This window comes from Paracoccus alcaliphilus, from assembly GCF_028553725.1.
GTDB lineage: Bacteria > Pseudomonadota > Alphaproteobacteria > Rhodobacterales > Rhodobacteraceae > Paracoccus > Paracoccus alcaliphilus.
Window position 1 is genome coordinate 375822 of the sequence record NZ_CP067126.1, and the last position, 26812, is coordinate 402633.

At 64.3% G+C, this 26812-nt stretch carries 24 protein-coding genes and 4 pseudogenes; 6 read left to right on the forward strand and 22 right to left on the reverse strand.

Annotated elements, in window-relative coordinates:
• Positions 1-49: 49 nt before the first annotated feature.
• The 3 genes from JHW40_RS22160 to JHW40_RS22170 are packed head-to-tail and all read right to left on the reverse strand — an operon-like array spanning position 50 to position 3497.
• The gene (locus JHW40_RS22160) at positions 50-361 is read right to left on the reverse strand and encodes a hypothetical protein (protein WP_090615910.1); all 312 of its coding nucleotides are present in this window, start codon (positions 359-361) and stop codon (positions 50-52) included.
• Positions 358-2823 carry a cytochrome c oxidase subunit I gene (gene ctaD / locus JHW40_RS22165; protein ID WP_090615906.1) on the reverse strand — a complete coding sequence of 822 codons (2466 nt, stop codon included), beginning with the start codon at positions 2821-2823 and terminating at the stop codon, positions 358-360. Before ctaD ends, JHW40_RS22160 begins: the two co-directional genes overlap by 4 nt.
• Positions 2820-3497 (reverse strand): cytochrome c oxidase subunit II, encoded by a 678-nt coding sequence (locus JHW40_RS22170; protein ID WP_090615904.1) that lies wholly within the window; start codon positions 3495-3497, stop codon positions 2820-2822. Before JHW40_RS22170 ends, ctaD begins: the two co-directional genes overlap by 4 nt.
• 36 nt (positions 3498-3533) lie before the next feature.
• On the opposite strand from JHW40_RS22170, the gene JHW40_RS22175 reads away from it, so the two are divergent.
• Complete coding sequence (locus JHW40_RS22175) at positions 3534-4076, forward strand: DUF2231 domain-containing protein (RefSeq protein WP_090615901.1); 543 nt, start codon at positions 3534-3536, stop codon at positions 4074-4076.
• Here the strand turns inward: JHW40_RS22175 and JHW40_RS22180 are convergent.
• The 12 genes from JHW40_RS22180 to JHW40_RS22235 all read right to left on the reverse strand — a co-directional run bounded on the left by JHW40_RS22180 (position 4043) and on the right by JHW40_RS22235 (position 19980).
• Positions 4043-4519 (reverse strand): CopD family protein, encoded by a 477-nt coding sequence (locus JHW40_RS22180; RefSeq protein WP_090615898.1) that lies wholly within the window; start codon positions 4517-4519, stop codon positions 4043-4045. The genes JHW40_RS22175 and JHW40_RS22180 overlap by 34 nt on opposite strands.
• Positions 4516-5253: a cytochrome c oxidase assembly protein gene (locus JHW40_RS22185; RefSeq protein ID WP_090615894.1), complete on the reverse strand. Its 738-nt coding sequence runs from the start codon at positions 5251-5253 to the stop codon at positions 4516-4518. The genes JHW40_RS22180 and JHW40_RS22185 overlap by 4 nt, the downstream gene beginning before the upstream one ends.
• A 731-nt stretch (positions 5254-5984) precedes the next feature.
• Positions 5985-7058 carry an alpha/beta hydrolase gene (locus JHW40_RS22190; protein ID WP_170851915.1) on the reverse strand — a complete coding sequence of 358 codons (1074 nt, stop codon included), beginning with the start codon at positions 7056-7058 and terminating at the stop codon, positions 5985-5987.
• Between the two features lie 33 nt (positions 7059-7091).
• Positions 7092-8480 carry an efflux transporter outer membrane subunit gene (locus JHW40_RS22195; RefSeq protein ID WP_090615887.1) on the reverse strand — a complete coding sequence of 463 codons (1389 nt, stop codon included), beginning with the start codon at positions 8478-8480 and terminating at the stop codon, positions 7092-7094.
• Between the two features lie 118 nt (positions 8481-8598).
• The gene (locus JHW40_RS22200; protein ID WP_090615883.1) at positions 8599-11715 is read right to left on the reverse strand and encodes an efflux RND transporter permease subunit; all 3117 of its coding nucleotides are present in this window, start codon (positions 11713-11715) and stop codon (positions 8599-8601) included.
• 9 nt (positions 11716-11724) lie between these two features.
• Positions 11725-12930, reverse strand: a complete 1206-nt coding sequence (locus tag JHW40_RS22205) for an efflux RND transporter periplasmic adaptor subunit (RefSeq protein WP_090615949.1) — start codon at positions 12928-12930, stop codon at positions 11725-11727.
• A gap of 32 nt (positions 12931-12962) precedes the next feature.
• Positions 12963-13532 carry a TetR/AcrR family transcriptional regulator gene (locus JHW40_RS22210; protein ID WP_090615878.1) on the reverse strand — a complete coding sequence of 190 codons (570 nt, stop codon included), beginning with the start codon at positions 13530-13532 and terminating at the stop codon, positions 12963-12965.
• Positions 13533-13786: 254 nt separating this feature from the next.
• Positions 13787-14491 (reverse strand): 7-carboxy-7-deazaguanine synthase QueE, encoded by a 705-nt coding sequence (queE, locus tag JHW40_RS22215; RefSeq protein WP_090615874.1) that lies wholly within the window; start codon positions 14489-14491, stop codon positions 13787-13789.
• Complete coding sequence (gene queD, locus JHW40_RS22220) at positions 14488-14841, reverse strand: 6-carboxytetrahydropterin synthase QueD (RefSeq protein ID WP_090615871.1); 354 nt, start codon at positions 14839-14841, stop codon at positions 14488-14490. Before queD ends, queE begins: the two co-directional genes overlap by 4 nt.
• Positions 14841-15542: a 7-cyano-7-deazaguanine synthase QueC gene (gene queC, locus JHW40_RS22225; RefSeq protein ID WP_090615869.1), complete on the reverse strand. Its 702-nt coding sequence runs from the start codon at positions 15540-15542 to the stop codon at positions 14841-14843. Before queC ends, queD begins: the two co-directional genes overlap by 1 nt.
• Positions 15543-15654: 112 nt before the next feature.
• Positions 15655-18762, reverse strand: coding sequence for an efflux RND transporter permease subunit (locus JHW40_RS22230; protein WP_090615866.1), 3108 nt, complete (start codon positions 18760-18762; stop codon positions 15655-15657).
• 6 nt (positions 18763-18768) lie between these two features.
• Positions 18769-19980 carry an efflux RND transporter periplasmic adaptor subunit gene (locus JHW40_RS22235; RefSeq protein ID WP_244519311.1) on the reverse strand — a complete coding sequence of 404 codons (1212 nt, stop codon included), beginning with the start codon at positions 19978-19980 and terminating at the stop codon, positions 18769-18771.
• A 121-nt stretch (positions 19981-20101) separates the two neighbouring features.
• Between JHW40_RS22235 and JHW40_RS22240 the strand changes: the two genes are divergently transcribed.
• Positions 20102-20698: a TetR/AcrR family transcriptional regulator gene (locus tag JHW40_RS22240; RefSeq protein WP_090615860.1), complete on the forward strand. Its 597-nt coding sequence runs from the start codon at positions 20102-20104 to the stop codon at positions 20696-20698.
• 140 nt (positions 20699-20838) lie between these two features.
• On the opposite strand, the gene JHW40_RS22245 is transcribed toward JHW40_RS22240, so the two are convergent.
• The 3 genes from JHW40_RS22245 to JHW40_RS22255 all read right to left on the reverse strand — a co-directional run bounded on the left by JHW40_RS22245 (position 20839) and on the right by JHW40_RS22255 (position 23100).
• Positions 20839-21552 (reverse strand): gamma-glutamylcyclotransferase, encoded by a 714-nt coding sequence (locus JHW40_RS22245; RefSeq protein ID WP_090615855.1) that lies wholly within the window; start codon positions 21550-21552, stop codon positions 20839-20841.
• A gap of 61 nt (positions 21553-21613) precedes the next feature.
• On the reverse strand, positions 21614-22657 hold the full coding sequence (locus tag JHW40_RS22250; RefSeq protein WP_090615851.1) for an extracellular catalytic domain type 1 short-chain-length polyhydroxyalkanoate depolymerase: 1044 nt from the start codon (positions 22655-22657) through the stop codon (positions 21614-21616).
• A 26-nt stretch (positions 22658-22683) separates the two neighbouring features.
• Positions 22684-23100: a CopG family transcriptional regulator gene (locus JHW40_RS22255; RefSeq protein ID WP_090615942.1), complete on the reverse strand. Its 417-nt coding sequence runs from the start codon at positions 23098-23100 to the stop codon at positions 22684-22686.
• A gap of 189 nt (positions 23101-23289) precedes the next feature.
• On the opposite strand from JHW40_RS22255, the gene JHW40_RS22260 reads away from it, so the two are divergent.
• Both JHW40_RS22260 and JHW40_RS22265 read left to right on the forward strand, forming a co-directional pair.
• Positions 23290-23418 (forward strand): hypothetical protein, encoded by a 129-nt coding sequence (locus tag JHW40_RS22260; RefSeq protein ID WP_272849130.1) that lies wholly within the window; start codon positions 23290-23292, stop codon positions 23416-23418.
• Positions 23415-23591 carry a hypothetical protein gene (locus tag JHW40_RS22265; RefSeq protein ID WP_170851914.1) on the forward strand — a complete coding sequence of 59 codons (177 nt, stop codon included), beginning with the start codon at positions 23415-23417 and terminating at the stop codon, positions 23589-23591. The genes JHW40_RS22260 and JHW40_RS22265 overlap by 4 nt, the downstream gene beginning before the upstream one ends.
• A gap of 121 nt (positions 23592-23712) precedes the next feature.
• Here JHW40_RS22265 and JHW40_RS22270 read toward each other — a convergent pair.
• A pseudogene (locus tag JHW40_RS22270) lies at positions 23713-24074 on the reverse strand (transposase); the annotation flags it as partial.
• Here JHW40_RS22270 and JHW40_RS22275 point away from each other — a divergent pair.
• Both JHW40_RS22275 and JHW40_RS22280 read left to right on the forward strand, forming a co-directional pair.
• Positions 24065-24383 (forward strand): annotated as a pseudogene (locus tag JHW40_RS22275) (IS3 family transposase); the annotation flags it as partial. The pseudogenes JHW40_RS22270 and JHW40_RS22275 sit on opposite strands and share 10 nt — an antisense overlap.
• Positions 24384-24476: 93 nt before the next feature.
• A pseudogene (locus tag JHW40_RS22280) lies at positions 24477-24713 on the forward strand (IS3 family transposase); the annotation flags it as partial.
• Here JHW40_RS22280 and JHW40_RS22285 read toward each other — a convergent pair.
• From JHW40_RS22285 to JHW40_RS22295, 3 genes and pseudogenes are all read right to left on the reverse strand, one after another.
• A pseudogene (locus tag JHW40_RS22285) lies at positions 24701-24904 on the reverse strand (transposase); the annotation flags it as partial. The pseudogenes JHW40_RS22280 and JHW40_RS22285 sit on opposite strands and share 13 nt — an antisense overlap.
• A gap of 91 nt (positions 24905-24995) precedes the next feature.
• Positions 24996-25262 carry an Ldh family oxidoreductase gene (locus JHW40_RS22290; RefSeq protein ID WP_419182489.1) on the reverse strand — a complete coding sequence of 89 codons (267 nt, stop codon included), beginning with the start codon at positions 25260-25262 and terminating at the stop codon, positions 24996-24998.
• Between the two features lie 389 nt (positions 25263-25651).
• On the reverse strand, positions 25652-26332 hold the full coding sequence (locus tag JHW40_RS22295; protein WP_090615835.1) for a DnaA N-terminal domain-containing protein: 681 nt from the start codon (positions 26330-26332) through the stop codon (positions 25652-25654).
• Between the last annotated feature and the right edge of the window lie 480 nt (positions 26333-26812).

Genomic DNA, 26812 nt, shown 5'->3' on the forward strand with positions numbered 1-26812 from the left:
GCGCGCGCCCACAGGGTCATGCGTCTGACTGGAATTTCGGGCGTATCTGCTATCCGCCGCAGGTGCTCAGGCCCATGACCGGGAACAGTGTCAGCGCGACGGCGACCAGCCCGATCCAGCCGCCGGCACGGGCGATCCTGTCGCCGGTGGTATCACGGCGCGGCGAAAGCCCGAGGATTCCGGCGGCGATCACCAGCGACACCAGCCACAGCGCGATCAGCGTGAAATGATGCAGGTCGCCCAAGGGCGCGGGCCTTGCGGGCCAGTCCCATGCGCAGCCGGCACCATGCGCGGCATAGATCAGCGAAAAGGCAAAAGCCCAGAAGGCGGGGCCCAGAAGGGCGCGCAGCGGCCAGCTCATGTCAGCACCTCTTGCGCTGCGATCAGCAGAGTCAGGATCAGTGCGGTCGCCAGCGTGTAGTCCTGCCAGATCCGCCAGACCGGCCAGGCCGAGATACGACCCGGTACGATCCTGCCATCCCGGCGCTGCACAAGGCACAGAAGCGCCAGCAGGCCGGAAATCCCGCAATGCAGCGCGACATAGCCCAGCCCCGCCGCCCGCAGCGCATCACGCGCATGGCGGGTCGGATCGTCAAGCAGCAGGGCCAGACCGCCGGTTGCCCCCAGCCCCAGAAGGATCACCGGCAGGGCCACCACCACGCCCGCCGCAAGCCTGATCCGCGCAAGGCCGGACGCCGCGATCAGCGCAAGGATCAGCACGGCGGCAAGCGCGGCAACGGGAATGGTTGCAAGACCGCTTTCAGGGGCGGGCCAGTTGGGCGCGATCACCGACAGGAAGCCTATGGCAAACAGGAAGCAGGCAAACAGCGTACCATTCGCGATCAGCAGACAGGTCAACCCGGTCCGTGCGAGGCCGTCCTGAACGCCGGGGTTCACCGGCAGGCTCAGCCTCGGCGCGACGGATACCATGCCCTCATCGACCGCGCTGCCCATGAATCGGTGCCATTGCCACAGCATGGCGGCGATGGCGATCAGGCCAAATAGGGCCAGCGCATAAAGCCCCGCCAGCATCAGCAGGACAAAGCCCGCAATCACCGCCGCCGTCAGAATTGGCAGCGCGCTGTTACCGGGCAGGATGGCGATATGGCGGGGGGCGCCACTGATTGCATCGACCACCAGCGTCTCGCGTCGCTGTCGGGGGGCGCCCGGCAACAGCCCCTCGCCGCGCGCAAGTTGCAGGGCGCCCTGCCCGGGCAAGGGCAGCGAAGCGATATTATAGCTGGGCGCGGGCATGGGCATCGCCCATTCAAGGCTTTCGGCCTGCCAGGGATCGCGCCCTGCCTTCGGTCCGAACAGAAGTTGCAACAGCAGATCCAGCGCGAACAGCGTGAACCCCGCCGCCATGACGAAACCGAAGAAAGAGCTGACAAGGTTGGGCCAGATCCATTCGGGATTGTCGGGATAGACGTCGATCCGGCGCGGCATTCCCAGCAGGCCGGTCAGATGCATGATGAAGAAAGTGCCGTGAAAGCCGATCAGGATCAGCCAGAAGGCCATCGGACCAAGACCCTTGATCGCCTGCCTGCCGGTAAAAAGCGGCATCCAGTAAACCGCCGCCGCCATCATCGGAAAGACGAACCCACCGATCAGCACATAATGCAGATGCGCGGTGACGAAGGCGGTGTCATGCGCCTGCCAGTTGAAAGGCACGATGGCAAGCATCACCCCGGTCAATCCTCCCATCACGAAGGTGGAAAAGAACCCCATCAGATGCAGCATCGGCAGCCGCATCCGGGGCCGCCCCTGCCACATGGTCCCGATCCAGGCGAAGATCTGCACCGCTGTCGGCACCGCAACCAGCGCCGAGGCCGCCGAAAAGAAGGCCAGCGCCATATGCGGGATGCCCACGGTGAACATGTGATGCACCCAGAGGCCGAAGGACAGGAATACCAGCCCCAGCACGGCCGCGACAATGGCGCCATAGCCCATGATCGTCGTCCGGCACATCACCGGCAGGATGGTCGAGATCGCCCCGGCGGCGGGCAGAAAGATGATATAGACCTCGGGATGGCCGAACAGCCAGAAAAGATGCTGCCACAGCAGGGGATCGCCGCCGCGCATCACATCGAAAAAGGGCCAGTTGAAGGCGCGCTCTATCTCCAGCAACACCGAGGCAAGGATCAGCGGCGGAAAGCCCACCAGCATCATCGCGCTGGTGCCCAGCATGTACCAGGCGAAAAGCGGCATTTCGGTCAGCTTCATTCCCGGCGCGCGCATTCTGAGGATCGTCACGGTGATCTCGATCGCCGCCGCAAGTGCCGAAATCTCGACGAAGGTCACGCCCAGCAGCCAGACATCGGCATTGACGCCCGGGCTGTAGGTCTTTGACGACAAAGGCGTGTACATGAACCAGCCGCCATCGGGGGCAATGCCCGCAACCAGCGCGGACAGAATGATCAGCCCGCCGAACAGATAGCACCACCAGCCAAGCGCCGAGAGACGCGGAAAGGCCAGATCCCGCGACCCGAGCATCTTGGGCAGAAGATACATTCCCAGCCCCTCCAGCATCGGAATGGCGAACAGGAACATCATCAGGCTGCCATGCATGGTGAAGAACTGGTTATAAAGCGCGGTATCCAGAAAGGCCCCGGCGGGGGTCGCCAGCTGCGCGCGGATCAGCATGGCAAGGCATCCGGCGATGGCGAAGAAGATGAAGGCCGCGACCATGAAGCGCAGGCCAAGCTCGCTGTGGTTGACCGAGACGAGAACGCCGCGCAAGCCCCGGGGGCGGCCCCAGATCCGATCCAGTTCGCGATGCAGATGCAGGGCGCACTGCGGCGGATTGGGCTGAAGCGGCGTCATTCGGGCGGTCTTTCGTCGGGATCCGTGAAATCGGGGTCGGTGAAGGCGGGCGGATCCGCGGGGTCATAGGCCAGCACCTCGAACCGCATCCCGGCATAGCCGATGCCCGAGAACTCGGCAGAGGTGCCGTGATAGAGCCCCGGCAGGAAGGCCTCGATCCGCAGAAGATTGTCGCGACCCGGCAGGGCATCCATCTTGCCCGCAAGCTGCGGCACCCAGAAGGCATGGATCACATCCTCAGAGCGGATCACCACATCGACCGGCTGCCCTGCGGGGATGTAAAGGCGGCGTTCGGTCTCGATCATGGTGCCGTCGGGACCCGGCTGAAGGAAGCGCCAGCCCCATTGACGTGCGATGGCCTCGACCCGGATGACATCCGCGCCCGGACGGGGCTGGATGCGCTCGCCCACCCAGATCCCGGCGCCGACCACCGCAATCAGCACCGCGAAGGAAAAACCAAGACCCATCCCCTTGATCCAGAAGGTTTCTCCGGGGGCATTGCCTTCGGCCCGCGCAAAGCCGCGCCAGACCAAAGCCAGCACCATGATTGTAATCAGCATCGCCCCCGCCAGCATCGCCCACCATAGAACGGCGATCTCGGCGGCTGCCGGTCCCTGCGGCGACAGGGTCGAAAGTGGCCCCGCGCATCCGGCAAGCAAAGGAACCATCAGCATCGCCGCCGGTTTCCTGACCAAGCAGCAGGAGGTCAGATGCAATTTCCCAAGGCAAGGCGGCCACGCCGCAGGCTTCGCGACCCGATCCACGAGCACCGCAGTTTCCACCGGACGGAATCGAGGATCGCCGTCGCCGGTCATCCGATCCATGCCATGCTGGTGGCCTTTCCCATCGCGCTTTGCGTCAGCACGCTGGGAGCGGATGCGTTTTACTGGTGGACGGGCGATCCGTTCTGGCCGCGTGTCGCGCTTTGGGCGGCGGGGGTCGGGTTCTTGATGGGCATCCTCGCCGGCCTTGCCGGGACGGCAGAGCTGCTGCTCGTGCCCGGTATCCGCATCCGCGCCGCCAGCTGGACGCATTTCATCCTTGCGGTGATGTTGCTGGCGCTGCTGGGGGCGAATTGGGGCATCCGCTGGGGCGATCCGGCGGCGGCTGTGCTGCCCTGGGGGTTCCTGACCTCGCTTCTCGCCACCGGGATGACCGGGATGACCGGCTGGCATGGCGGCAAGCTGGTCTTTGATTACGGGCTGGGAACACAGGCCGATCATGACGATTCCCCCCGGGGCGAGAGGAACTGATCGGGGATCAGATCCCTGACCCGTTCCAGATCGGGTTTCACCAGCACCAGACCCAGCACGGTCGCGATCACCGGTAGAAGGATCAGCAAACCGGCAATCGGTGCGCCTTGCCAGCGGCTGCGCAGTTCCTCGCCGGACCGCTGGATCATATGCCCGAACCAGACATGGACCAGAACCATGGCCGCAACGAATGCAAGCTTCACCAGCAGCCACGGCGTGAACACCTGCGCCGCAAAGATCAGGCCGGTGCCCGCGATGATGGTGATCAGGGCCGCGGGCGTGGCAAAGCCGATATAGCCGATATGGGTGACCAGCCGGAACCGTGCATATTGCCGCTGATTTCCCGCCCGGCCATGGGCGTGCATCAGCAGCGGCAAGGCGATCAGCGCGGCGCACCAGCCGGCAAGCCCGGCAATATGGATGAACTTCAGCGCCGCGATCATGCGGCCTGTTCCTGCTGCTGCCATGCCCGCCGCGCCATGAACGCCGCGATCATCGCCAGCGGCAAAAGACCCGGAACCCACATGATCAGCCCGGCCAGCTGCTGATCGGCCAGCGGCTCCATTCCCCAGCCGACCGGACCGGCCAGATGCTCGGGATAGAGAAGCCGGGTGGAAAAGGTCAGCACGGCACCGATCAACCCCATGACAGCGGCAAAGAAACCAACCATCAGGGCATTCGCAAGAAATGTGCCTGCGTCGCGGCCGCGCCAGTTCAGAACCTGAGACCAGAAGGCCCAGGCCGGCAACGCCATGGCAAACTGCATCAGCCAATAGACCCAGCTGCTGTTCCACGCTGCCGAATAGACGCTGGGGATATGCCACAGGATCAGCGCAAAAGCGGTGGCGCAGAGGGCGATCGGGGCGGGCAGGCTGCGCCATGGCAGTGCAAGCGCCAGCACCGGCATTGCAAGGCTGACGATCAGAAGGTGATGTATCGTGCGGGCACTGAAAAGCGCAGTGGTCAAGGCACAAAGGGGCGAGACGAAAGCAAGCGCCAGAACCACCCAGCCAAAGGCGAAAAGCCCCGGTCGCGTCGCATGTTTCACCCCCGCCAGCAATCCAGCCGCCAAAACGGCTATCAGCACCGGATCGAGGTTCCAGCTGGACCAGATCGCCGCAGGCACTGGTGCCGCCCCGCAATATGGAATGTTCGTGCCGGTCTCTCCAAGGATCATTGCGCCATTTCCTTTTCGACAAACTCTGCCGGGTCAGAGATCACCCCAGCTTGCCGTCCCTCCTTCTCCGGATGATCTCAGCTTTGGAACGGTAAGTTAAGCGAAAGCATGAGGACCGCGCCTGTGCCGGAATATGCAGCCTGCTGTCCCGCGCCTCGAAGTTTCGTGGTCCCGGCCTGAAATCCGCGCAGGAAGGTGGCCCCGTTCGGTCCGCGATCTGATGTGCGTCCAGCTGCGGATGGGCGGATGAAACGGGAAACTCGATCTGTCATGCGTTCGGGATCCTTGAACCGGGCTTCTCACCTAACAGTTCAACGGTCCCAATGTTCCCTGTCGCCCGTGCAGGCAACATCAGGTTGGAACGATGCCTTTTCCCGGCACGCCCGCCCCATCGCCCGACCGGGTATGGCGCGCGCATGGGATTGAGCACAGGCTGACAAACGACCAGGTCGGGCGGATGAATCACACGATCAGCGAAGGTGAAGCGGATCGGAAAATGGTTTCATTGCGGCAATCGCGATCAGCTGCGAACACGTCAGCGCCGCCGGTAACTTCGCCGGTAGCCTCACGACCCTCGCCAGCCATGGGCCCCGTACCGACGGCGAATCCGGTCTGGCCCGCACACCCTGCGAATATATCGGCAGGAGCCGGACTTCAGAGCAATTTTGATCATATGCGCATTGGCGATGTCGTCGTCGCCATACGAAATCGCAGCGCGGCAACCCGGATCGTCAGTCTGCCAGAATGCCGCCCAGTCTCTGGAAGGTCATGCCGACCGCGTCGAAGACGAAGGCTCCGCTGCGCCGCAGGCCAAGGCCGTCATCGGTCACCGCCCCCGACCTTTGCAGCGCCGGATAGATCGCCATCAGATCGACATAGCGGCTGTGGGCGATGCCGTCGGTTTGTACGCTGGAAATATCGACGATGCGCATGCCCGCCTGCTCGACCGCCTGGACCAGACGCGGATCGCTGACATCCATCGTGCCCGCCCGGCCATGCCCCGCCGACAGATAGCTGGACAGCGCCAGCGCCCTGTCATCCGAGGCGACCAGAACCGTCACCGGCTCTTGCATCGGGCCGATGGCGACCGCCTGTTCGCGAAACACGTCCAGATCGATATCGGGCGCGGCCAGCACGACGTTCAGCCGGTCCAGCACATCGTCGCGCCCGGTCAGGCGCAACTGGCGCAGCGCCTCCATCGTCAGGCGGCCGCCCATGCTGTGGGCGAAAACCGTCACGCGCTGGCCCGGAGGTGCCCGGCCTGCCAGCCCGGTCAGCAGATCGACCAGCGCCTGACGCGAATAGTCCACGCTGTCGCGGTCGGCCAGATAGGCGCTGACCCGGCCCTCGGACGGCCATGAAAACAGCACCGACGTGTCATCCCTGTGCGTATCCGCGTTCATCTGGGCCAGACGGAACAGCGCCTCTTGAAAGCTGTGGTTGAAGCCGTGAACGAAGACCGTCACCCGTGATCCGGCGGCGGCATCCAGAAAGGCGGCCTCACCCATGACCGTCTGGCGCAGGGTGACGAAATCGGTCAGCCGGTCGGGCGCGCCATCCGGCCATTCGATCTGGCCCGGCTGATGGCCCGGCGGGATCGAGATGTCAAAGCTGGCATAGCCCGGCTGCGCCGCCCGCCCGGCCCCGAAAGCATGGGGCCGGTCCGCCAGCCGGTCGCGGGTGGTGACAGTCAGGATCCGCACCACACGGGTTTCGGCATCCGGCGACAGCATATTGGCCGCCGGCGCCAGAATGTCGGGCCCGGGCCGCGCCGAACAAGCGCCCAGCACGGCCATACAGATCATCAGGCTTGCTGCCGCCGTCCGCATTCAGCCCCTTCAGGATTGCGCCGGAACACCGACGCCACCCGCCGATGCCGCGCTGAGCGCGATGAAATTCAATGCTTGCTGGCGCACAGCATTTGCCAGTTCCTGCCGCGCCGTCAACAGGCTGCGTTCGGCGTCCAGCACCGGGAAGAAACCATCCTCGCCCAGTTCATAGGACAGCCGCGTGAGGTTCACGGTCTCGCGCGAGTTGTCCACAAGACGGCTGTTGGCGGCGACGGCGCGGGCATCGCGGTTATAACCCGACAGCGCGTTCTCGACCTCTTCGACGGCATTCAGAACCGAGGCCTGCCATGCCAGACGGGCGCGTTCGGCCTCGGCCTCGGCGGCGGACAGCCGCGCCTCGTTGGCGCCGCCGGTGAACAGCGGCACCGAAAGCTGCGGGCCAAAGCCCCAGGTCTTCATGCTGCCACCGCCGCTGATATTGGTCGGCGTGACCGAACCGCTCAGCGTCAGTTGCGGATAGAAGGCGGCGCGGGCCTCGCCCACCCGTGCCATGGCGGCGGCCAGTTCGCGTTCGGCCACGCGCACATCGGGACGCACCCGGACCACATCGGCAGGCACGCCCACGCTGGCGCGATACCGCGCGCGGGGCTGGCCGGTGCCGCGCGACAGGGACGAGCGGATCTGCGCGGTATTGCCGGCGGTCAGGGTGGCCAGACGGTTCGCCGCCTGCTCGAAGCCCACCTCCATCGCGGGCAGCGCGGCCTCGGCCTGCGTCACAAGCTGTTCGGCTTGCAACACGTCCAGCCGGGTGGCCCCGCCCAGTTCGTCCTGATCGCGGGTCATTTGCAGCGAGCGGCGGCGGCTTTCCAGACTTTGCTGCGTCAGCGCCAGCGATTCCTGATAATAGCGCAGATCGACATAGGCCGAGGCAATGGCACTGGCCACGGTCAGCCGCGCCACCTCGGTCGAGAGATAGGCCGCATCCAGCGAGGCCGCAGCGCCTTGCCGTGCCGCCTGATTGGCACCGAACAGATCGACCAGCCAGGACACCCCCAGCGTGACCGAAGTGGTTTCCGTGATCACGCCGGAACCAGAGCTTTCGCCGCGATTGGCCGCGCCGTCCAGCCCGACCTGCGGCAGGTCATTGGCGCCGACCAGCCGCGCATTGGCCTGCGCCGCCCGGACCGAGGCCACCGCCTGCTGCACATCCAGATTGCGCGCCAGACCGGCCGAGATCAGGCTGTCAAGATTGCGGTCCTGAAACGATGCCCACCAGGCATTCGCCCCCGCCCGTCTTGCAGGCGAATCCGAGGCAAAACGTTCCGGCAGGTCGGGTTCGGGCGCGGTATAGCTGATCTGACTGCAGGCCGACAGCGCCAGCGTCGAGGCAAAGCCGCCAAGGATCGCGCGCCGCGAAAGGGTAAGTGTTCGTGTCATCGGGGTCCAGTTTCATGTTCCGGGCGGGTCTTGGCCTGCCTCAAAAGGTTTCTTGGAAAGGCGCGGGCGGGACCGGAGCGATCCCGCCCACGCTGGCAGGGCATGATGGGCAACAAAATCACCCTGCCGTTTCGGGGCGCGCCTTGGCGCCACCTTTCAAGCGGCTGAAAAGGCCGATCACAAAGACGAAAAACACCGGCACGAAGAAGATCGCCAGAACGGTCGCCGCGATCATACCGCCGATCACCCCGGTCCCGATCGCGTTCTGGCTGGCCGCCGAAGGCCCCGTGGCGATCGCCAGCGGCACCACGCCAAGCGTGAAGGCCAGCGAGGTCATCAGGATCGGGCGGAAGCGCAGGCGGGCGGCGTTGACGGCAGCCTCGATCAGGGTCTGGCCTTCCTCGCGCAGGTCCTTGGCGAATTCCACGATCAGGATCGCGTTCTTCGCCGACAGCCCCATGATCGCGATCAGCCCCACCTTGAAATAGATGTCGTTGGGCATGTCGCGCAGCATCACCGCCAGCACGCAGCCAAGGATGCCCAAGGGCACCACCAGCATCACCGACAGCGGGATCGACCAGCTTTCATAAAGGCCCGACAGCAGCAGGAAGATGAACAGCACGCTCATCGCGAACAGCATCGTGGACTGGTTGCCCGATTGCAGTTCCTCCAGCGACTGGCCGGTCCATTCATAGCCGAAGCCCTCTGGCAGTTCCTGCGCCAGACGCTCCATCTCGGCCATGGCATCGCCCGAGCTGACGCCCTCGACCGCCTGCCCGGCAATACGCAGCGCCGGATAGCCGTTATAGCCCACGACCAGCGACGGCCCCTGTTCCCATGTCATCGTTGCGAAGGACGAGAACGGGACCATGCCGCCATGCGAGTTGCGCACGGTCAGATCCAGAATATCCTCGGCCTGCATGCGCGATCCGTCCTGCGCCTGCATGGTCACCCGCTGCATCTTGCCGGCATTGGGGAAGTCGTTGATATAGGCCGATCCCAGATATTGCGAGATCGTGGTCGAGATATCGGCGAAGGCCACCCCGAAGGCATTGGCCTTTTCGCGGTCGATGGTGACAAAGACCTGCGCGGCGGGTGGCAGCCCCTCGATCCGCAGGCCGGTGACACGGCCGGTTTCCTGCGCGCTGGCCATCAGCTGATTGGCCGCGGCCTGCAACGCATCCTGACCCAGACCGCCACGGTCCTGCAGCCGGAAGGCAAAGCCGCCCGAGGTGCCGAAGCCGGGGATCGGCGGCGGCGACAGCGCAAAGAACTGCGCATCCTGATAGCCGAACATCTTCATGTTGGCATCATTGGCGATGTCCTGCGCGCTGACATCACGCTCGGCCCAGTCCTTGAAGGTGATGAACATCAGCCCCGCATTCGGCCCCTGCCCCGAAAAGCTGAAACCCTGAATACCGACGGCATTCTGAACCGCGTCGTTTTCCAGGAACATATCGGTCGCGGTGGCGATGGTCTCGTCTGTCCGCCTGGAGCTGGCGGTCGGCGGGGTCTGGATATCGGCGATGATGAAGCCCTGATCCTCATTGGGCAGAAAGCCGCTTGGCAGGCTGGAAAAGCCCATGAAGGTCCCGGCCACGATCACCACATAGACCAGCATGACCACAGCCACACGGCGCACCGCGATGGCGACGGCGCGGCCATAGCTTGCGGTCATGGCGTCGAACCTGCGGTTGAACCAGCCGAAAAAGCCCTTCTTTTCGTGATGGCCCTTGATCGGTTTCAGGAAGGACGCGCACAGCGCCGGGGTCAGCGTCAGCGCAAGGAAGGCCGAGAACATGATCGACACAACCATGGTCAGCGCGAACTGGCGATAGATGATGCCCGACGATCCGGGGAAGAACGCCATCGGGATGAACACCGCCGCCAGAACCAGCGTGATGCCGACGATGGCGCCGCTGATCTGGCCCATGGCCTTCTGGGTGGCCTCTTTCGGCGGCAACCCTTCCTGCGCCATGATCCGTTCGACGTTCTCGATCACCACGATGGCGTCATCGACCAGAATCCCGATGGCCAGCACCATCGCGAACATCGTCAGCACGTTGATCGAGAACCCCGCCGCCAGCATCACCCCCACCGTGCCCATCAGCGCGATCGGCACGACGATGATCGGAATGATCGTATAGCGGAAGTTCTGCAGGAAGATGAACATCACGATGAAAACCAGCGCGATGGCCTCCAGCAGCGTATGCACCACCTTCTCGATCGAGGCCTGAACGAAAGGCGTCGTGTCATAGGGGATCACATAGCTGACGCCCTCGGGGAAGAACTGCGACAGTTCCTCCATCTTGTCGCGCACCAGACCGGATGTGTTCAGCGCGTTGCCGGTGGTCGAAAGCTGCACCCCCAGCGCGGCGGCAGGCTGGTTGTTCAGCTTCGAGCTGAACATATAGTCCTCGGCCCCGATCTCCAGCGTCGCCACATCCTTCAGCCGCACGGTCGAGCCGTCGGGATTGGCGCGCAGCACGATATTCTCGAACTCTTCCAGTTCGTTCAGCTGGCCCTTGATCAGCACGGTGGCGGTCAGTTGCTGGCCAAACGGGTTGGGGTCGGCACCGATCTGACCGGCCGAGACCTGCGCGTTCTGCGCCCGGACCGCGTTCACGACATCGGACGAGGCCAGGTTCAGACCCGTCATCTTGTCGGGATCGACCCAGATGCGCATCGCGCGTTCCGAGGCAAAGACCTGCGCACGCCCGACGCCCTCGATCCGGCGCAATTCACCCGCGACGTTGCGGTTCAGATAGTCGCCCAGTCCGGTGGCATCCATGCTGCCGTCGTCCGACACCAGCGCGACCATCATCAGAAAGCCCGCGCCGGCCTCTTGTACGGTGATACCCATATCCACGACCGATTGCGGCAGAACGGGTTCGACCCGGGACACGGCGTTCTGCACATCGACCTGCGCGCGGGCGATATCGGTGCCCGGCGCGAATGTCGCGGTGATCTGCACGAAACCGGACGAGGCCGAGGTGGATTCGAAATAATCCAGCCCCTCGACGCCGTTCAGTTCCTCTTCGATGGGCTGCGAGACCGACTGATAGATCTCATTCGGCGAAGCCCCGGTATAGTTGGCATAGATCGAGATCTGCGGCGGCGCGACCTGCGGATATTGCGCCACCGGAATGATCGGCAGCGCGATCAGCCCCGCGATCACGATAAAGATCGAGATGACCCAGGCCAGAACCGGGCGATGGATGAAGAATTGTGCCATCTGCCTGCCTCACTCTGCCGCTTGCGGCGCGGTGGCGGCATCTTGCGGGTTGACCGGTTCTTCGGCGATTTCTTCTGCGCCTTCTTCGGTGGCCTCGACCACCTCGGGCACGACCTTGGCATCGGGGTAAAGCTTCTGCGCCCCGGCCACGACCACGCGATCGCCTTCCTGCAAGCCGTCCTCGACCAGCCAGCGGTTGCCGCTGGTCCGACCCAGCGACACATCGCGCCGCGCGACCGTATCCTCGGATTGCATCACATAGACATAGGACTGGCCCGACTGGTCGCGCTGAACCGCCATCTGCGGGATGGTCAGGGCGTTGTCACGCACCCCCTGCTCGATCCGGACGCGGACATAAAGACCCGGCAGCAGGTCGCCCTCGGGGTTCGGAAACTCGGCCCGCAGGGTGATCTGGCCGGTGCTGCTGTCCACGCTGGCCTCGGAAAACAGCAGCTTGCCGGGATGTTGGTATTCGCTGCCATCGTCAAAGAACAGCCGCACCCATGCCTCGTCGTCCGAAACCATGTTCAGCTGCCCCGCCTCGCGGGCGCGGCGCAGCGCGAACATCTCGGACGAGGACTGGGTAAAGTCCACATAGACCGGGTCAAGCTGCTGGATCGTCGCCATGATATCGGTCTGGGCATTGACCAGCGCGCCCTCGGTCACCAGCGCGCGCCCGACGATGCCGCTGATCGGCGCGGTGACATCGGTATAGCCCAGATTCAGCTGAGCCTCTTGCAGCGCGGCCTCGGCAATGGCGACATCGGCATCGGCCTGCACCAGCGTCGTGGTGGCGTTGTCCAGTTCAACCCCGGCAGTCACGCGGCGTTCGCGCAGCGCCTCGACCCGGCGCAACTGGTCGGTGGCGTTCAGCTGGGCGGCCTTGGCGCGCGCCAGCGTCGCCTCGGCGCTGGCGACGCGGACCTGAAATGTCGCCGGGTCGATCTGATACAGCACATCGCCCTCCTCGATAAAGCTGCCCTGTTCGAACACGCGCGACACGACGATGCCGCCGACACGCGGGCGCACCTCGGCGGTGCGGGTCGCGGCGACGCGGCCGGGCAATTCGTTGACGATGGGCAGTGGCTGACCGCGCATGACCTGCACGCTGACCGCAGCCGGGGGCATGTCCTGCGCGAATACCGGGGTGTTGAACGCGATAAGGCTGGCCAGCAACAACGGCGCGGCGCCGAGGATCCTTCTCGTGGGGGGCATTTTCATACTTTCAGACTGGCTGTGATTGGTTGTCAGGTTTCGTCCGACGCGGGACGGTCTTTTTCCGCGATGGCCAGCAGGTCATCGAGCAACTCGTTCCGCACGGTTTCATCGAAATGATAGAATCCGAAATATTCGAGGAACGCCAAACCGTGCAGCGACAGCAGGGCGCGCAGAACCTCGCGCTTGTCGGTGGCCTCGCCGATGACGCGGCGGGTCTCTTCGGCGATCTTGCCGCGCATGACCTCGCGGCAATTGGCATCCTTGCCGACACCGGCGCAGATCAGCATCGCCACCGACATTTCCTCATCCGTGGGGGCGGTGCGGAATTCGTCGATCATCGCCCGGAAGGACGCATTTGGCTGCCCGGCATAGCGCGCGCGGGCGGCCTCGCACCCCTTGCCATGAGCCTCAAGCTGGTGGCGGGTGAATTCGGCCAGCAGCGCGGATTTGCTGCCGCAATCGTAAAGCACGCTGGATTTGCTGATCCCGGCCTCTTTGGCGACGGCATCGATGCTCAGCCCGTCCAGACCCTCTCTGCGGGCGACGGCTTCGATGGCGTTCATCAATGCGCCACGGTCGATCGTTCGTTTACGCCCCATGGGATCCCTTATTTCCGTACGACCGTTCGTAATTAATTGGATTTTCGGTGTCAACCCCCGTTCACCGCGCAGAAAGAGATTTAATTTCTCAAGTTATACCAATATTTTACAGAAATTTGATGACGCGACGGGCTTGCCGAAAATTGATGCAGATCATGCCTCTCTGCCCGGCAGGAATGCCGGTCAGAGAGGCGTTACAGCCTCGTTTCGCACCATGACAGGGCAGTTATCGGGGGCATCGCGCAGGGATCGGCTTACACCCCGCGCCGATTGCCCCAGATCAGCACATGCAGTTGCGGCAGGATGCGTGGGGTCAGCCAGCCGCGCCCGACCGTCGCCTCGACCAGCCACAGCATCCGATCGGCAAGGCCCTGCGGATCGACCGGCCTGTCGGGATCGGTCTCGGGATTGCCCGGTTGCAGATAGAGCGTCAGGCCGGGATAGCGCGCCGCCGCGTCCCGCGCCCATTCCAGATCGGCCTCGTCAAAGATCACGATCTTCATCACGCGCGGGGCATCCCCGGCGGCGGCGAGACAGGCGTCGAAGGCCGCCCAATCCGTCGCCTGCCCGCTGGAAGGCGGTTTCGGCGACAGCACCAGCAGCGCCAGACCGGCGAACCAGTCCCGCGCGACCGAACCCTGCGTCTCGCAGGCGAAACCATAGCCCGCCTTGCGCCCCAGCGCGATCACCGGGCCGAAATCCTGAATCGCCGGATTGCCGCCCGAGATCGACACCATCAGCGGCTGCCCACCCGACAGTTGCGCCACCCTGTCCATGATCGCGGCGGGCTGCATCGGCGCCCAATCATGGCGGAACCGGCTTTCGACGGCATGCAGGCTGTCGCACCAGCTGCACCGGTAATCGCACCCGCCCGCGCGGATGAACACCGTGGGCTGGCCGATCAGCGCCCCCTCTCCCTGTATGGTCGGGCCGAAGATTTCCGCGATGCGCAGCGTCATGGCCGATACTCGGCCCAGGTCTTGGGCGTCTCGGACACGCGGACCGCCGCGACCTCTGGCCAGCGGGCGCGGGACCAGTCGAAGAAATGCCGCGCCAGCGCCTCGGCCGTGCTGGGGCCGTCCAGCACATCATTCAGATGCCGGTGATCGAAACGGTCGTCGATATAGCGTTTCAGCGCCGCAAGTTCGTGATAATCGCGCACGAAACCGTCGGCGTTCAATGCAGGCGCGGCCAGTTCGACCACCACGACATAGTTGTGCCCGTGCAGCCGGGCGCATTGGTGATCGGGCGGCAGATGCGACAGTTGATGCGAGGCGGAAAAGTGGAACTCCTTGGCGATGCGATACATCACACCACCCCGCGCGCCGTGATCGCCGCGCGCCAGTAATCGGGATCGGCATAGGCGGTGGGATCGGCAACCCCGGCCAGATCGAAGGCCTCGCGCCGCTCGACACAGGTGCCGCAGCGGCCACAATGGATCACACTGCCCTTGTAGCAGGACCACGTTTCCGCAAAGGGCGTCCCGGCGCGGGCACCTTCGGCCACGATATCGGCCTTGGATTTGCGCACGAAGGGCACATGCAGCGCGACATCGGCATAGCCGTCCAGCGCCGCCCGCTGCATCGCCGCGAAGGCATCGGTGAAACCGGGGCGGCAATCGGGATAGATGAAGTGGTCGCCCCCATGCACCGCCGCCGCGACCGCATCGTCACCCGCCGCCGCCGCGATCCCGAAGGCGATGGTCAGCATGATCGCATTCCGGTTCGGCACCACGGTAACGCGCATGGTTTCCTCGGCATAATGGCCGTCGGGCACGTCGATCGCATCGGTCAGCGCCGATCCGGTCAGCGCCGCCCCGACCGGGCGCATGTCGATCAGATGGAACGGCACCGCCAGACGCGCCGAGACCGCGCGGGCAAAGTCCAGTTCCTTGCGGTGCCGCTGGCCGTAATCGAAGGAAACGATGCGCGACAGCGCGTGATCCGCCGCCAGAATATGGGCCAGCGAAACGGAATCGAGTCCGCCAGAGCAGACGAGAGTGGCTTTCATGTCAGAACCCTTGTTTTGATGACCGGGTAGGCTGCGACCGGTGGCGGATTTCTATGCCTTGCACGCTGCGGGTGCAACTGCTGGCGGGATCACAGCCCCGCCAGCAATGGGCTCATCCGGCCTTGGGCTTGCGCGACATCATCTTCACGCCCTGCAACACGGCGACATAGAAGACCGGCACCAGGAAGATCCCGATCACCGCCGAGGACGCCATGCCGCCCAACACCCCGATCCCGATCGAGTTCTGCGCCCCTGCCCCCGCGCCGCTGGCGATCGCCAAGGGCAGAACGCCCAGCATGAAGGCGAAGGTGGTCATCAGGATCGGACGCAGCCGCATCCGCGACGCCTCGATGGCGGCCTCCAGCAGCGGTCGGCCCTGCGCCACCAGCGCCTGCGCGAATTCCACGATCAGGATGGCGTTTCGCGCCGCAAGGCCGATGGTCGTCAGCAGGCCCACCTTGAAATAGACGTCGTTCGACTGGCCAAAGATCAGCGCCGCCGCCAGCGCGCCAAGGATGCCGATGGGCACGGTCAGCATCACCGCCAGCGGCACGGTCCAGCTTTCATAAAGCGCGGCCAGCGCCAGAAACACCACCAGCGCGGACAGCGCGAACAGCATCGGCGCCTGATTGCCCGACAGACGTTCCTGATAGGACAGCCCGGTCCAGGCGGTACCAAAACCGCCGTCCAGATCCGCGACCATCTCTTCCATCGCGTCCATCGCCGCGCCCGAGGACAGGCCCTGCGCCGCAGCCCCGCTCAACTCCAGCGCGCGGGTGCCGCCATAGCGCGACAGCGCCTGCGGCTCCTGATCCCAGATCTGCGACGAGAACGCCCCGAAGGACACCATCTCGCCCTGATTGTTGCGGGCATACCAGCGGTCGATATCGTCGGGCTGCGACCGCGCATAGCCTTCGCCCTGCACGATCACCGGGCGCAATTCGTTGCCAAGCGCGAAATCGTTCACGTCGCGGCCCGAAAAGATCACCGACAGCATCGCGTTGATTTCCGAAATCGACAGCCCGAAAGCCGCCGCCTTCTGCTGGTCGATATCCAGCCGCAACGAGGTCTCATACGGGGATTCGTTACCGCGCAGGTTGGTGACGCGGCCATCGGCCTGCGTGATCGCCACCAGTTGGTCGGCGGCAGCGGTGACGCCCTCTTGCCCCTGCCCGGCCTGATCGACCAGATACATCGAAAAGCCCGAGGCCGCGCCCATGCCCTGAATCGCGGGGGGTTGCAGGAAATAGACCTGCCCGGCGCGACTGTTCATATAGAAATGCGCATTGGCCCGCGTCACCAGCGAGGCGATGTCAAAGCCATCGCGCTGGTCGTAATCGCGCAGCTTGGCAAAGATCATCGCGCTGTTCTGCCCCGACCCGCCAAAGCTGAAGCCAAGCGCGGCAAAGACCGATTCCACCGTCTCGGATTCATCGTTCAGCAGGTAATCCTCGACCTGTTCGACCAGCGCCTGCGTCTGCGCCGTGGTCGAGCCGTCGGGCGTTTCGACCATGACCAGCATCACGCCCTGATCCTCGTCCGGCAGGAACGATCCGGGCAGTTGCTGATACAGCGCAAAGGCCCCGAAACCGATGGCGACCAGCACCACCAGCATGCGGAAGGGACGGCGCACCAGCCGCGTGACCGCGTTGCCGTAACCATTGGTGGCGCGGTCAAGGTTGCGGTTGAACCAGCGGGCGGGCGCGATGCCGCTGTCATGGCTGCGCGGCCTCAGAAGCGTCGCACACATCGCGGGCGTCAGGATCAGCGCCACACCAAGCGACAGCACCATGGCGGTGATGATGGTGATCGAGAACTGGCGATAGATCACCCCCGTCGCCCCCGACATGAAGGCCATGGGCAGAAACACCGCCGACAGCACCATCACGATGCCGACAAGCGCCGAGGTGATCTCGTCCATGCTTTTCTCGGTGGCGGCGACGGCGTCGAGGCCCTCTTCCTCCATCACCCGTTCGACGTTTTCCACCACGACGATGGCGTCATCGACCAGCAGGCCGATGGCCAGCACCAGCGCGAACATGGTCAGGGTGTTGATCGAGAAACCCGCCGCCGCCAGCACCCCGAAGGTGCCCAGCAGCACCACCGGGATCGCCACCACCGGGATGATCGTCGCCCGCCAGCTTTGCAGGAAGCAGAGGATGACCAGAAAGACCAGCACCACCGCCTCGGCCAGCGTGTGATAGACCTGATTGATCGATTCCTCGACAAAGGGCGAAGTGTCATAGGGATAGACCACCTCGACCCCGTCGGGCAGCGATGGCGCGACACCGGCGATCACTTCGCGCACGGCCTCGGCCGTGGACACGGCATTGGCGCCGGTCGCAAGGTTCACCGCGAAACCCGCCGAAGGGTTGCCGTTGAAACGTGAGTCGCCACCATAGCTTTCCTGCCCGATCTCGATCCGGGCGACATCGCCCAGAAACACGGTCGAGCCGTCGGGATCCACCCGCAGCAGGATGCGCTCGAATTCCTCGACCGACGAGAACTGCGACTGCGCCGACAGCGACATGGTCAGCCGCTGCCCCTCGGGCGAGGGCTGCGCGCCAAGGCTGCCGACGGTGACATTGGTGTTCTGTTCCGACACCGCCGCGGTGATATCGGCGGGCGTGACCTGATATTGGGTCATCTTCATCGGATCCAGCCAGATCCGCATCGCATAGCCCGAACCGAAGGTGCTGATCGAGCCGACGCCCGGCGTGCGCTTGACCGGATCCTCGATCATCTGCGCGGTCAGATCGCCCAGTTCGACCGTGCTATATCGGCCATCGCTGCTGGTCAGCGCCCCCACCAGCAGGATCGACGAGGTCGAACGCGACACGTTCACCCCGGTCTGCTGGACGATATCCGGCAGTTGCGAGGTGACCAGTTGCAGCTTGTTCTGCACCTGCACCTGCGCGATGTCCGCATCCACCGAGTCGTCGAAGGTCAGCGAGATCGAGGCCGAACCGGGCGTCGAACTCGACGTCATGTAGATCAGCCCGTCCAGCCCGGTCATCGCGTCCTCGATGACGGTGGTCACCGAATCCTCGACGATGACGGCCGAGGCGCCGTTATAGGTGGCGTCGATGCGCACGGTGGTCGGCGCGATCTGCGGATATTGTTCGATGGCAAGGGTCTGCAACCCCAGCCCGCCCACCAGCATGGTCACGAAGGCGATCACCCAGGCAAAGACCGGGCGGTGAATGAAAAAACGGGCCATGCCGGGTTACTCCGCCGCCGGGGTGTCGCCGCTGTCGGGCGCGGGATCGTCATCGGCGGGCGGGTCGGCCTCGGCCTGTTCCTCGCGCACGACGCCCTTATCATCAAAGCCGACGGGAACGGTGGTGACCTCCATCCCCTCGCTCAGCCCGGTCAGCCCATCGACAACCAGCAGATCTCCCGGCTCGACCCCATCGGTGACGATCCAGTGATGTTCCCAGGTGCCGTCATCGGTCAGCTGCCGCTGTTCGGCTTTGCCGTCGCGGACCACCCATGCCGTCAACCGGCCGGTGCGGTCGCGGGTGGCCGCCGATTGCGACACCAGAACGGCGCGCATCGTGCCCAGATCGACCTGTCCGCGCAGGAACATGCCGGGCAGCAGGATGTTCTGCGGATTCTCGAAGCGGAAGCGGGTGTCGATCGCCCCGGTCGAGGTCGAGACGTTGAAGCCCGGCGCCAGCAATTCACCCGTCGCCTGATAGGTCTCGCCCGTCTCCAGCGTCAGCGTGGCACGCAACGAGTCGGCCATCTGCAAGCGGCCCTCGGTGATGTCGTTGAAAACCGACAACATGCGGACGGCGGGTTCGTACATATCCACGTCGATCGGGTCCAGCCGTGTCACCGTGGCCAATGCCTCGGCCTGATTGGCCGTGACCAGATCACCCACCGAGACCGCCGCGACGCTGGTCCTGCCGTCGATGGGGCTGGCGACGGTGGTCCAGTCCAGTTCCGACTGCGCCAGTTTCAGCGCCGCTTCGGCTGCCTGCAAGGATGCCTGCGCCTGTTCCAGCGTCGCCCGCGCGGTCTCGACCTGCGCGACCGAGGTGCCGGAACCCTGCAACTGTTCCGTCCGCTGATAGGCCGATTGCGCCTGCGTCACCCCCGCGCGGGCCGAGGCGACCTCGGCCTCGGCACCCGACAGGTTCGCCTCATAGACGATGGGGTCGATCCTGAACATCGGATCGCCCTGCTTTACCGCCCGACCCGCGTCGTAAAGGATATCGGTGATGATACCGCCCACGCGCGGACGGATGGCGGCCTCGGCCCCGGCCACGGCGCGTCCGGGCAGCGTCACCACCCGCGGCACGTCCTGCAACTGCAATTCGACGACGCCGACCTGCCTGGGCGGCATCTGCCCCGCCTCTTGCGTAAGGCCGGGCGAGGCCATCGCCAACAGACCGGCAAGGCCAAGGCGGACCGGGATGCGAAAATCGGGCATGCTGAAATCCTTTGGGTGAATATCCGGGGCGGTCAGAGGCAATGTGTCAGGTGTTCTGATTGCATATCATTGCACTCCATGCAATGTTTGCTTGTGATGAAATGACCGGAGTTGGCGAAAAATGCGCGAACCCTCAACGCTTCGTGATCGGCGCCGCGAACAGACCGCGCAGGACCTCCAGCGTGCCGCGCTGAGGCTGGCGCTGGAATCGGGCTATGATTCGCTGACCACCGACATGATCGCGACACGGGCGGGGATCAGCCTGCGCACCTTCTTCAACTATTATCCCAACAAGGATGCCGCGCTGGTCGGAACCCGTCCGGTCATCAGCGAGGCCTCGAAACAGCAGTTTCTGGCCTCGGACGGCCCGCTGGTGGACGATCTGTTCGACGTGCTGGGCAGGATGCTGACCGACAAGCGGCTGGAGCGTGACGTGCCCGCCATGATCGGCGAATTGCTGGCGACCTCGCCCGAGTTGCTGGCGATCTTTCATACCGCGCTGGAACGGCTGCATTCCGACCTGACCGCGCTGGCGCTGGAACGCATGGGACCGGGACAAGAGGCCGACGCCCAGCTGCTGGCGCATGTGCTGTCGCGGGCCATCACCATCGGCTTCAGGGCCTGGGCCACGGATGCCACGATTCCGCGTGACCAGATCGTGCAACTGGCCCGCCAGCGGGTCGGGCGGCTGACCAGACTGCTGCAAGCGGCATCGTGATCCCCGCATATGGCTGAACGGTAACGACAATAATTGGCGATCAGGCGGCGCAGTTTGTTGGTGATGCGGGTTCCACCATCTGCATGCCTTGCTCCGGGAAGCAGCCATATCCGACGCAGGCAATCAGCCCGGGCCCCGCATCATCCCTGCGGCAGCTTCCCGGCGGCGATGGCGGTCGTGCCAGCCTCGATTTCCTCGGCCACGAGTTGCTGAAGCGTCCATATATAATCGTCATGGATGCCATGTTCCGCCAGCCCGTGAACCGTGCGCAGCAGATATTCCGCCCCCGATCCGGCGGCGCCCGCCGCATGGGCAAGGCGCCGCGCCTGTTCCCCGACCGTCAGTTCGGCCAGCTGCGTGCCCACCGGATCGGCATAAAAGGTCAGCGCCTCTTCGCGGCCGCGATCGGTCTCGACCTCGATCCAGCAGGCGTTGGCCGAGAGTTCATGGGCGACGAGTTCGCGCCGCAGGATGGCACGCAGCGACTGCGCTTCGGCCTGCTGCGCGATCTCAAGCACCAGCCCCTCGCAACTGCCACCCGAGGCGAGGGCCAACATCAGCCCGGGCCGCTCGGGCGTGCCGCGAAAATGGTCCAGCGAGATCGAAAAGCTGCGATGCCACCCGATGGCCGTGCCACGACGGCGCGCGCCGACGGCAAAGCCCGGGTTCCAGATCAGCGAGCCATAGGCAAAGATCGGAATCGGGCGGGGCCTGTCCTGCGTCAGCCTGTCGGCCAGCTGGTCAAGATCGGCATCCTCCAGCATCCGCCAGCGCGGATCGTGCAGCGGACCTTCGGCCGGGGTCACGCGGGCGACATGATCGTTGGACAGCATGATGGGACGGCAGTTGGACATGGGATTTCCTGCAAGCCATGACGATTCCTGCCCGCATGGGTGATCCCGACTGCGCACAAGGTCAACCCCGGGTCAGGAAAAACCGGACCATCTCGGCACTGGCGTCCGGCCCCGTCTGGTCCGTGTAGGAGCCCGCGGGATTGCCGCCGGACCATGCGTGGCCCAGCCCTTCGACCTTCCAGTATTCCAGCAATGTCGCCCCGTCGCCTGTCGTCGTGGTCTCTTGGACGACGCTGCGACCGTTGATCTGGCGGGACTGCTTGTCGAACAGTGTCAACTCGGGCCCGGCGCCAAGGATATCGCGGGCGATCCGGTCGGCGTTGGCAGGGTTGACGGTGTGATCGGCGCTGCCCTGAAAGATGATGGTCGGCGTGGCCCGATGGTTCGTGGGACGCGACTCGGCGGTCCCCGCCATCACAGCGAAGGCCGAGGGCACGTCGCGGGCACTGCCGAAGGGCAGCCCGGAATGGGCGCCGACAGCCGCGAAGATGTCGGGATGGGTCTGCCCCAGAATCACCGCCATCGCCGCCCCCGCCGACAACCCGGCCACAAAGGTTTTCGAAGGCGGGACGCCATGGGCGGCGGCAACCTGGGTGGCGATACCGGCAAGGATCGCGGGCTCGCCCCGGTCGCGCCGCTGATCGCCGGGACTGAACCAGTTCCAGCAGGATTGCGCATTGTCCCCGCGCGACTGCTGCGGATAGACAGTGACGAACCCGTGCCGCTCTGCCAGCGCATTCATCCCGGTTCCCGCCGCAAAATCGGCATGGGTCTGCGTGCAGCCATGCAGCATGACGATCAGCCCGGTCGCACCGTCGCTGGCGCTTGCGGGCACATAGGTCAGATAATCGCGGGCGCCAGCCTTGCAGGCGAAGCGATCGGCCCCGAAGCTGGCGCCCGGCACCGTCACTTCCGGGGCAGCAGAGGGATGCGCCTGCCTGTTCAGCATCCCGGCCATGGCGGCCAGCGGGTTCGGCGCGGCGGGGTTGCCGCCTTCGGCCATCAGGCCATGTTGAGCCAGAGTGCGGCGCACGAGATCGCTGGCGGCGCCGGGGCGCGCATCGGCCATCACCCGGCGCAAGGCACTGGTATCAAAGGGTTTCATGCGGGTATTCCTTGGATCAGGGATGGTTAATGGATACGGTCGGCAAGGGCCTTGCGGATATCGGCCGTGGCCTGCAACGCCCCCAGAACAGTGAGAGAGCCGATGACGGCCCGGGCGAGTTCCGGCGTCACATCAGGCGCGATCCGTGCCAGACCCACGACCTTGACATGCAGAACCTCGCCCGCATCGCGCAGGGCCTCCAGTTCCGCACGGCTGTAATCGCGCAGGCCCAGCTCCATCGTGTTGCGCTGGATCGAGCGGGTGACGACATCGCCATGACCGTCAAGCTGGTTGCGGATCGCGGTGCGGATGAAATCACTGCGGTTCGAGTAAAAGCCCTCCTGCACCAGAAGATCGATCCGGCCCAGATCGACAAAGCCCAGATTCAGGGTGATCTTTTCGCTGTCCGGTGCCTTCTCTCGGGGCTTGCGCGGCGGTGGCATCATGTTTTCTCCATCCATGTGGATGGTATATGGATGTATTTTTGACCCATTCAAGCCCCGCTTGGCGCATTGCACAGCGAAACGGGCGGCAGGGACAACCCGGTCGCGCCGATTTGTGTATCTATCCCCGCATAAAGGTCTAGGCTGCACAGTCCGCCGATTGTCGGCGGCGATCAAAGGAGCCGGAAGATGGCCAAGGGCATGAACAAGCGAAAACGCGATGAGAAGAAGCCCAAGAAGGAAAAGCCGAAGGTGATTGCCGCTGCGGCCAGCACCAAGGATATCGTTGCAGGCGTTATCGCGAAGAAAGCCCGATGACGGCACAGCCCCCTCCTCCAGCGCCGGATCAGGCGGCGGCCCGGGCACGCGAAACGCAGATCATGCAGGCCATCCTTGTCAATTGCGACGCCATGGGCATCGCACCCGAGGAAGCGAAGCGCATGGCGATCCGGTCGATCGTGAACCTGCGCAGGGCACAAAACGAGGTGTGAGGCGAGGTCGCGCAGCCAATCTCCTGCGCGACGCGCTGGCGGATCGTGAGCCGGCATGGAAACAGGTGATCAGCCCCACCTGAGTTGTCCGGCTTGAAGTTAGCGTCCATCGCTATAAGTTTCACAAGCAGAAGATGATGATCGCTTCGATGATGACAGCGTTGAGGAAGATGCCGCCGCATCGCTCATAGCGGGTCGCGACCCCACACTCGTCCTTCATGCGACCGAAGGCATTCTCGATGCGGTCGCGCTTGCGATAAGGGCGCTTGCTGTATCTGGCGGGTTTTCTGCGCTTCTTGCCTCGGGTGGGATGCAGGGACGGATGCCGCGGCCCTTGAGGTCGTCGCGCAGCCAGTCGGCATCATAAGCCTTGACTCCCGAGAAGCGCTTCGCTCTCGGCAAATGACGCAGCAGCATGAGGGCGCCGCCACTGTCAGCCATCTGGCCAGGGGAGAGAAAGAAGTCTGGCGGGCACCGACCGCGGCGCGCAATACTGTGCGCATGACGACCAGAAGATCCTGCGCAGGCATGGGTTCAGGGTGTCGATGAGCGGCAAGGGCAATTGCTATGATCATTCGGCCGTCGAGCGTCGCATGCTCTCTCGGACCAATGGCGTTCACATGCTTCATCTTCAAATCGCTGAAGGCCGAACTGGTCTGGCGCCGCGACTGACACACCCGGCGAGAGGTCGAGATCGCCCTCTTCGAATACATCAACGGCTTCTACCACCCGCGACGCAAACACTCAGCCCTGAGCTGGCAATCACCCGTGGCCATCGAACAAAGGGCCGCTAAACATGACCATATCACCAGAACGGAACCGGGACAGGTCCAGAATGGGCAAATGCCGGCCGATCTGGCCGAGATCGCAGCGCTGAACAAAGAGGTCGCGCGCTCCGGCGTCCACGCCTGGCTCAACCGCCCGACCAGCACCCGCGAGATCCATGACGCGAAGCTCGTCACAGCGATCGAGACGAGTTTCATGGCCCGCGACCGGACCCATGGCGCACGCCGCGTCTGGCGCGATGTTCTCAACGAAGGGCTTGCCTGCGGGCTTCACCGGATCGAACGGCTGATGTGCCAGAACGCAATGAAAGCGCGGCCACGGCGACGAGGAAAGCCGGCGTCCTTCTCGCTCTCGCCCGACACCGCCTTCGCAAACCTGCGCTTCCAGGCATAAGGCGAGTGCGTGTTTACCCCCAGCCGCTTCGAAACCTCCTTCTCCGGATAACCCCGTTCCGTGATCTGCGCGACCGCATCGCGCTTGAACTCATCCGTGAGATTGCCTGTGCCCTCATGGCCTCCTTGCCTCAAAACGAGCGAAAAAGGCGTCCATGAACCCTGGGGCTATTCAGATCACAGCATCCGGATATCCTCAAGCAGCGCGGGATCCAGCTTCAGCCCGTCACACATGGCGGCTTCCCTCCATGCGCCGCGCCCCCTGCTGCTCTTCGACCGAGCGGGCAAGTTCCGCGAACTGCTCCAGCGCATTGTCTGCAAAAGCCTGCGGATCAATGGCGATGATGAACTGCCCGGTGCCCGGCGGATCGCCCTTGTCATCCAGAAACGAACCGGCCTCGGCGGCGAAATTCGCCCCGGTCAGCCCCGCGGCAAGGATCTCGACCATCAGCGCAAGGGCGATCCCATCGGCCCCTGCCCCGTTGCGTTCCAGGCCCCGGCGCGATCATGTGCCGGGTTTCGGCAGTCAGCGGCACATCCAGCGACAGCACGTCGCTGCGCCGCAGCAACGGCTCCAGCGGCATCATCCGCCGCCAGATCCGCGCGCAGGGCATCCTCTTCCGTGAATTCCGACACGACGACCCTCAAGCTGCGGCCTCATTTAATCTTGTATAAGATGGAAGGCCTCCCGCATTGCCCCTGCCTCGTCGACGGGCCTGGATTGATGCGCCGGAACAAGCCACGCGGCGCGAAAGGATCAAGGCCGTCCACTGTCGCAGATCACCCGCATCGGCTATTCGCTGGAAAACACCCCGGTCGAATGGCGCGTCAGCACATGCACCACAGCCCGATTCCTTTATCACGCCGATCCGGGCTGAGCCTTCAGGGCGACAGCACCCGCAACCGCGAGATGACCGTGCCGCAGCGGCGGGCGGCGATAATCAGGCGGTCCTGCAAATGGGTCTGGATATAGGTGGCGTGAAACCGGGTCGGCGCGGTCAGCGTCAGGCAACCGCCCTCGATCCCCTCATCCGCCAGCCCGGCGAACCAGGCATCGAACAAGGCGGCGTCCTCCTGCCGCAGATGGTGACGCATGGCGGCCCACAACCCCTCTCCCGGCTCGACCGACAGGCGGCGGAACGGCACGACGGTATTGTCGGCGGGCGCTGCTGGGGTCGCCCCCCCTACCCTGCTGACGAAATCCTCGCCGATATTGGGCCATTCGGCCTTGGTGTCAAGCATGATGCGGTCAAGGTCAAGTTCCAGCACCGAGACCCGGCCCCGCGCGCCCTGCCGCTTGATCTCCAGCCAGCCGAGGGCGCGGAAGCGGGCCATCTCGCGCTTGACGGTGCGTTCATCGACGCACCACAGCCGGGCGATTTCGCGTTGTCCCACGCTCAACTCATTGCGTTGCCAGTTGTAACGCGCCGTGATCAGCGCCATCAGCCGCATGATCTGTCGCTGACGATGCTTGTCCCCCGCCAGCGCATGCGCCATCATCGCCGACAGAATGTCGTATTTCTTCGACCCCGCGTCGCGCCCCACGGGACGGATCACCTGCATCACTGCTCCTGCCTGCCGGTTTTTGCCCGGCTTGTTTTATGGCCCGCATATGCAGGCACTGCCCCTGTGGCTGCTGCGATCTGATGCCGCTCAAAACGTTCTTCGCCACATTTAACGCATTTGCGTCCTGTTTTCTGATTCTGTCAAGTGATTTGCTCCGGGCGCCGCAACGCCCTGCCCATTTCCCCGAATAAAAACGGTATCAATGGTATAGGGGGACATGCAGGGTGTCACCCATTGCGCGGCTTTTGTCCCCCAATCCAGTCGCCAGTGGAACGGATTGTCCCCCCATTCCGGCGATCAGCGTTCCGGCGCTTGACTGATCCCGCGCAACAACCGATTCGGCCTGCAGAGGACTGGATTCGCGGCATTTCGGCGCTCTGACGCTTTCATTCAAATCCCCTTTTGCCAAAAAGGCAAATCCGGCGTAAAAGCGGAAGTGACGTTAATCTGCGTCCTAGAAAACAGACAGGCAGTCCG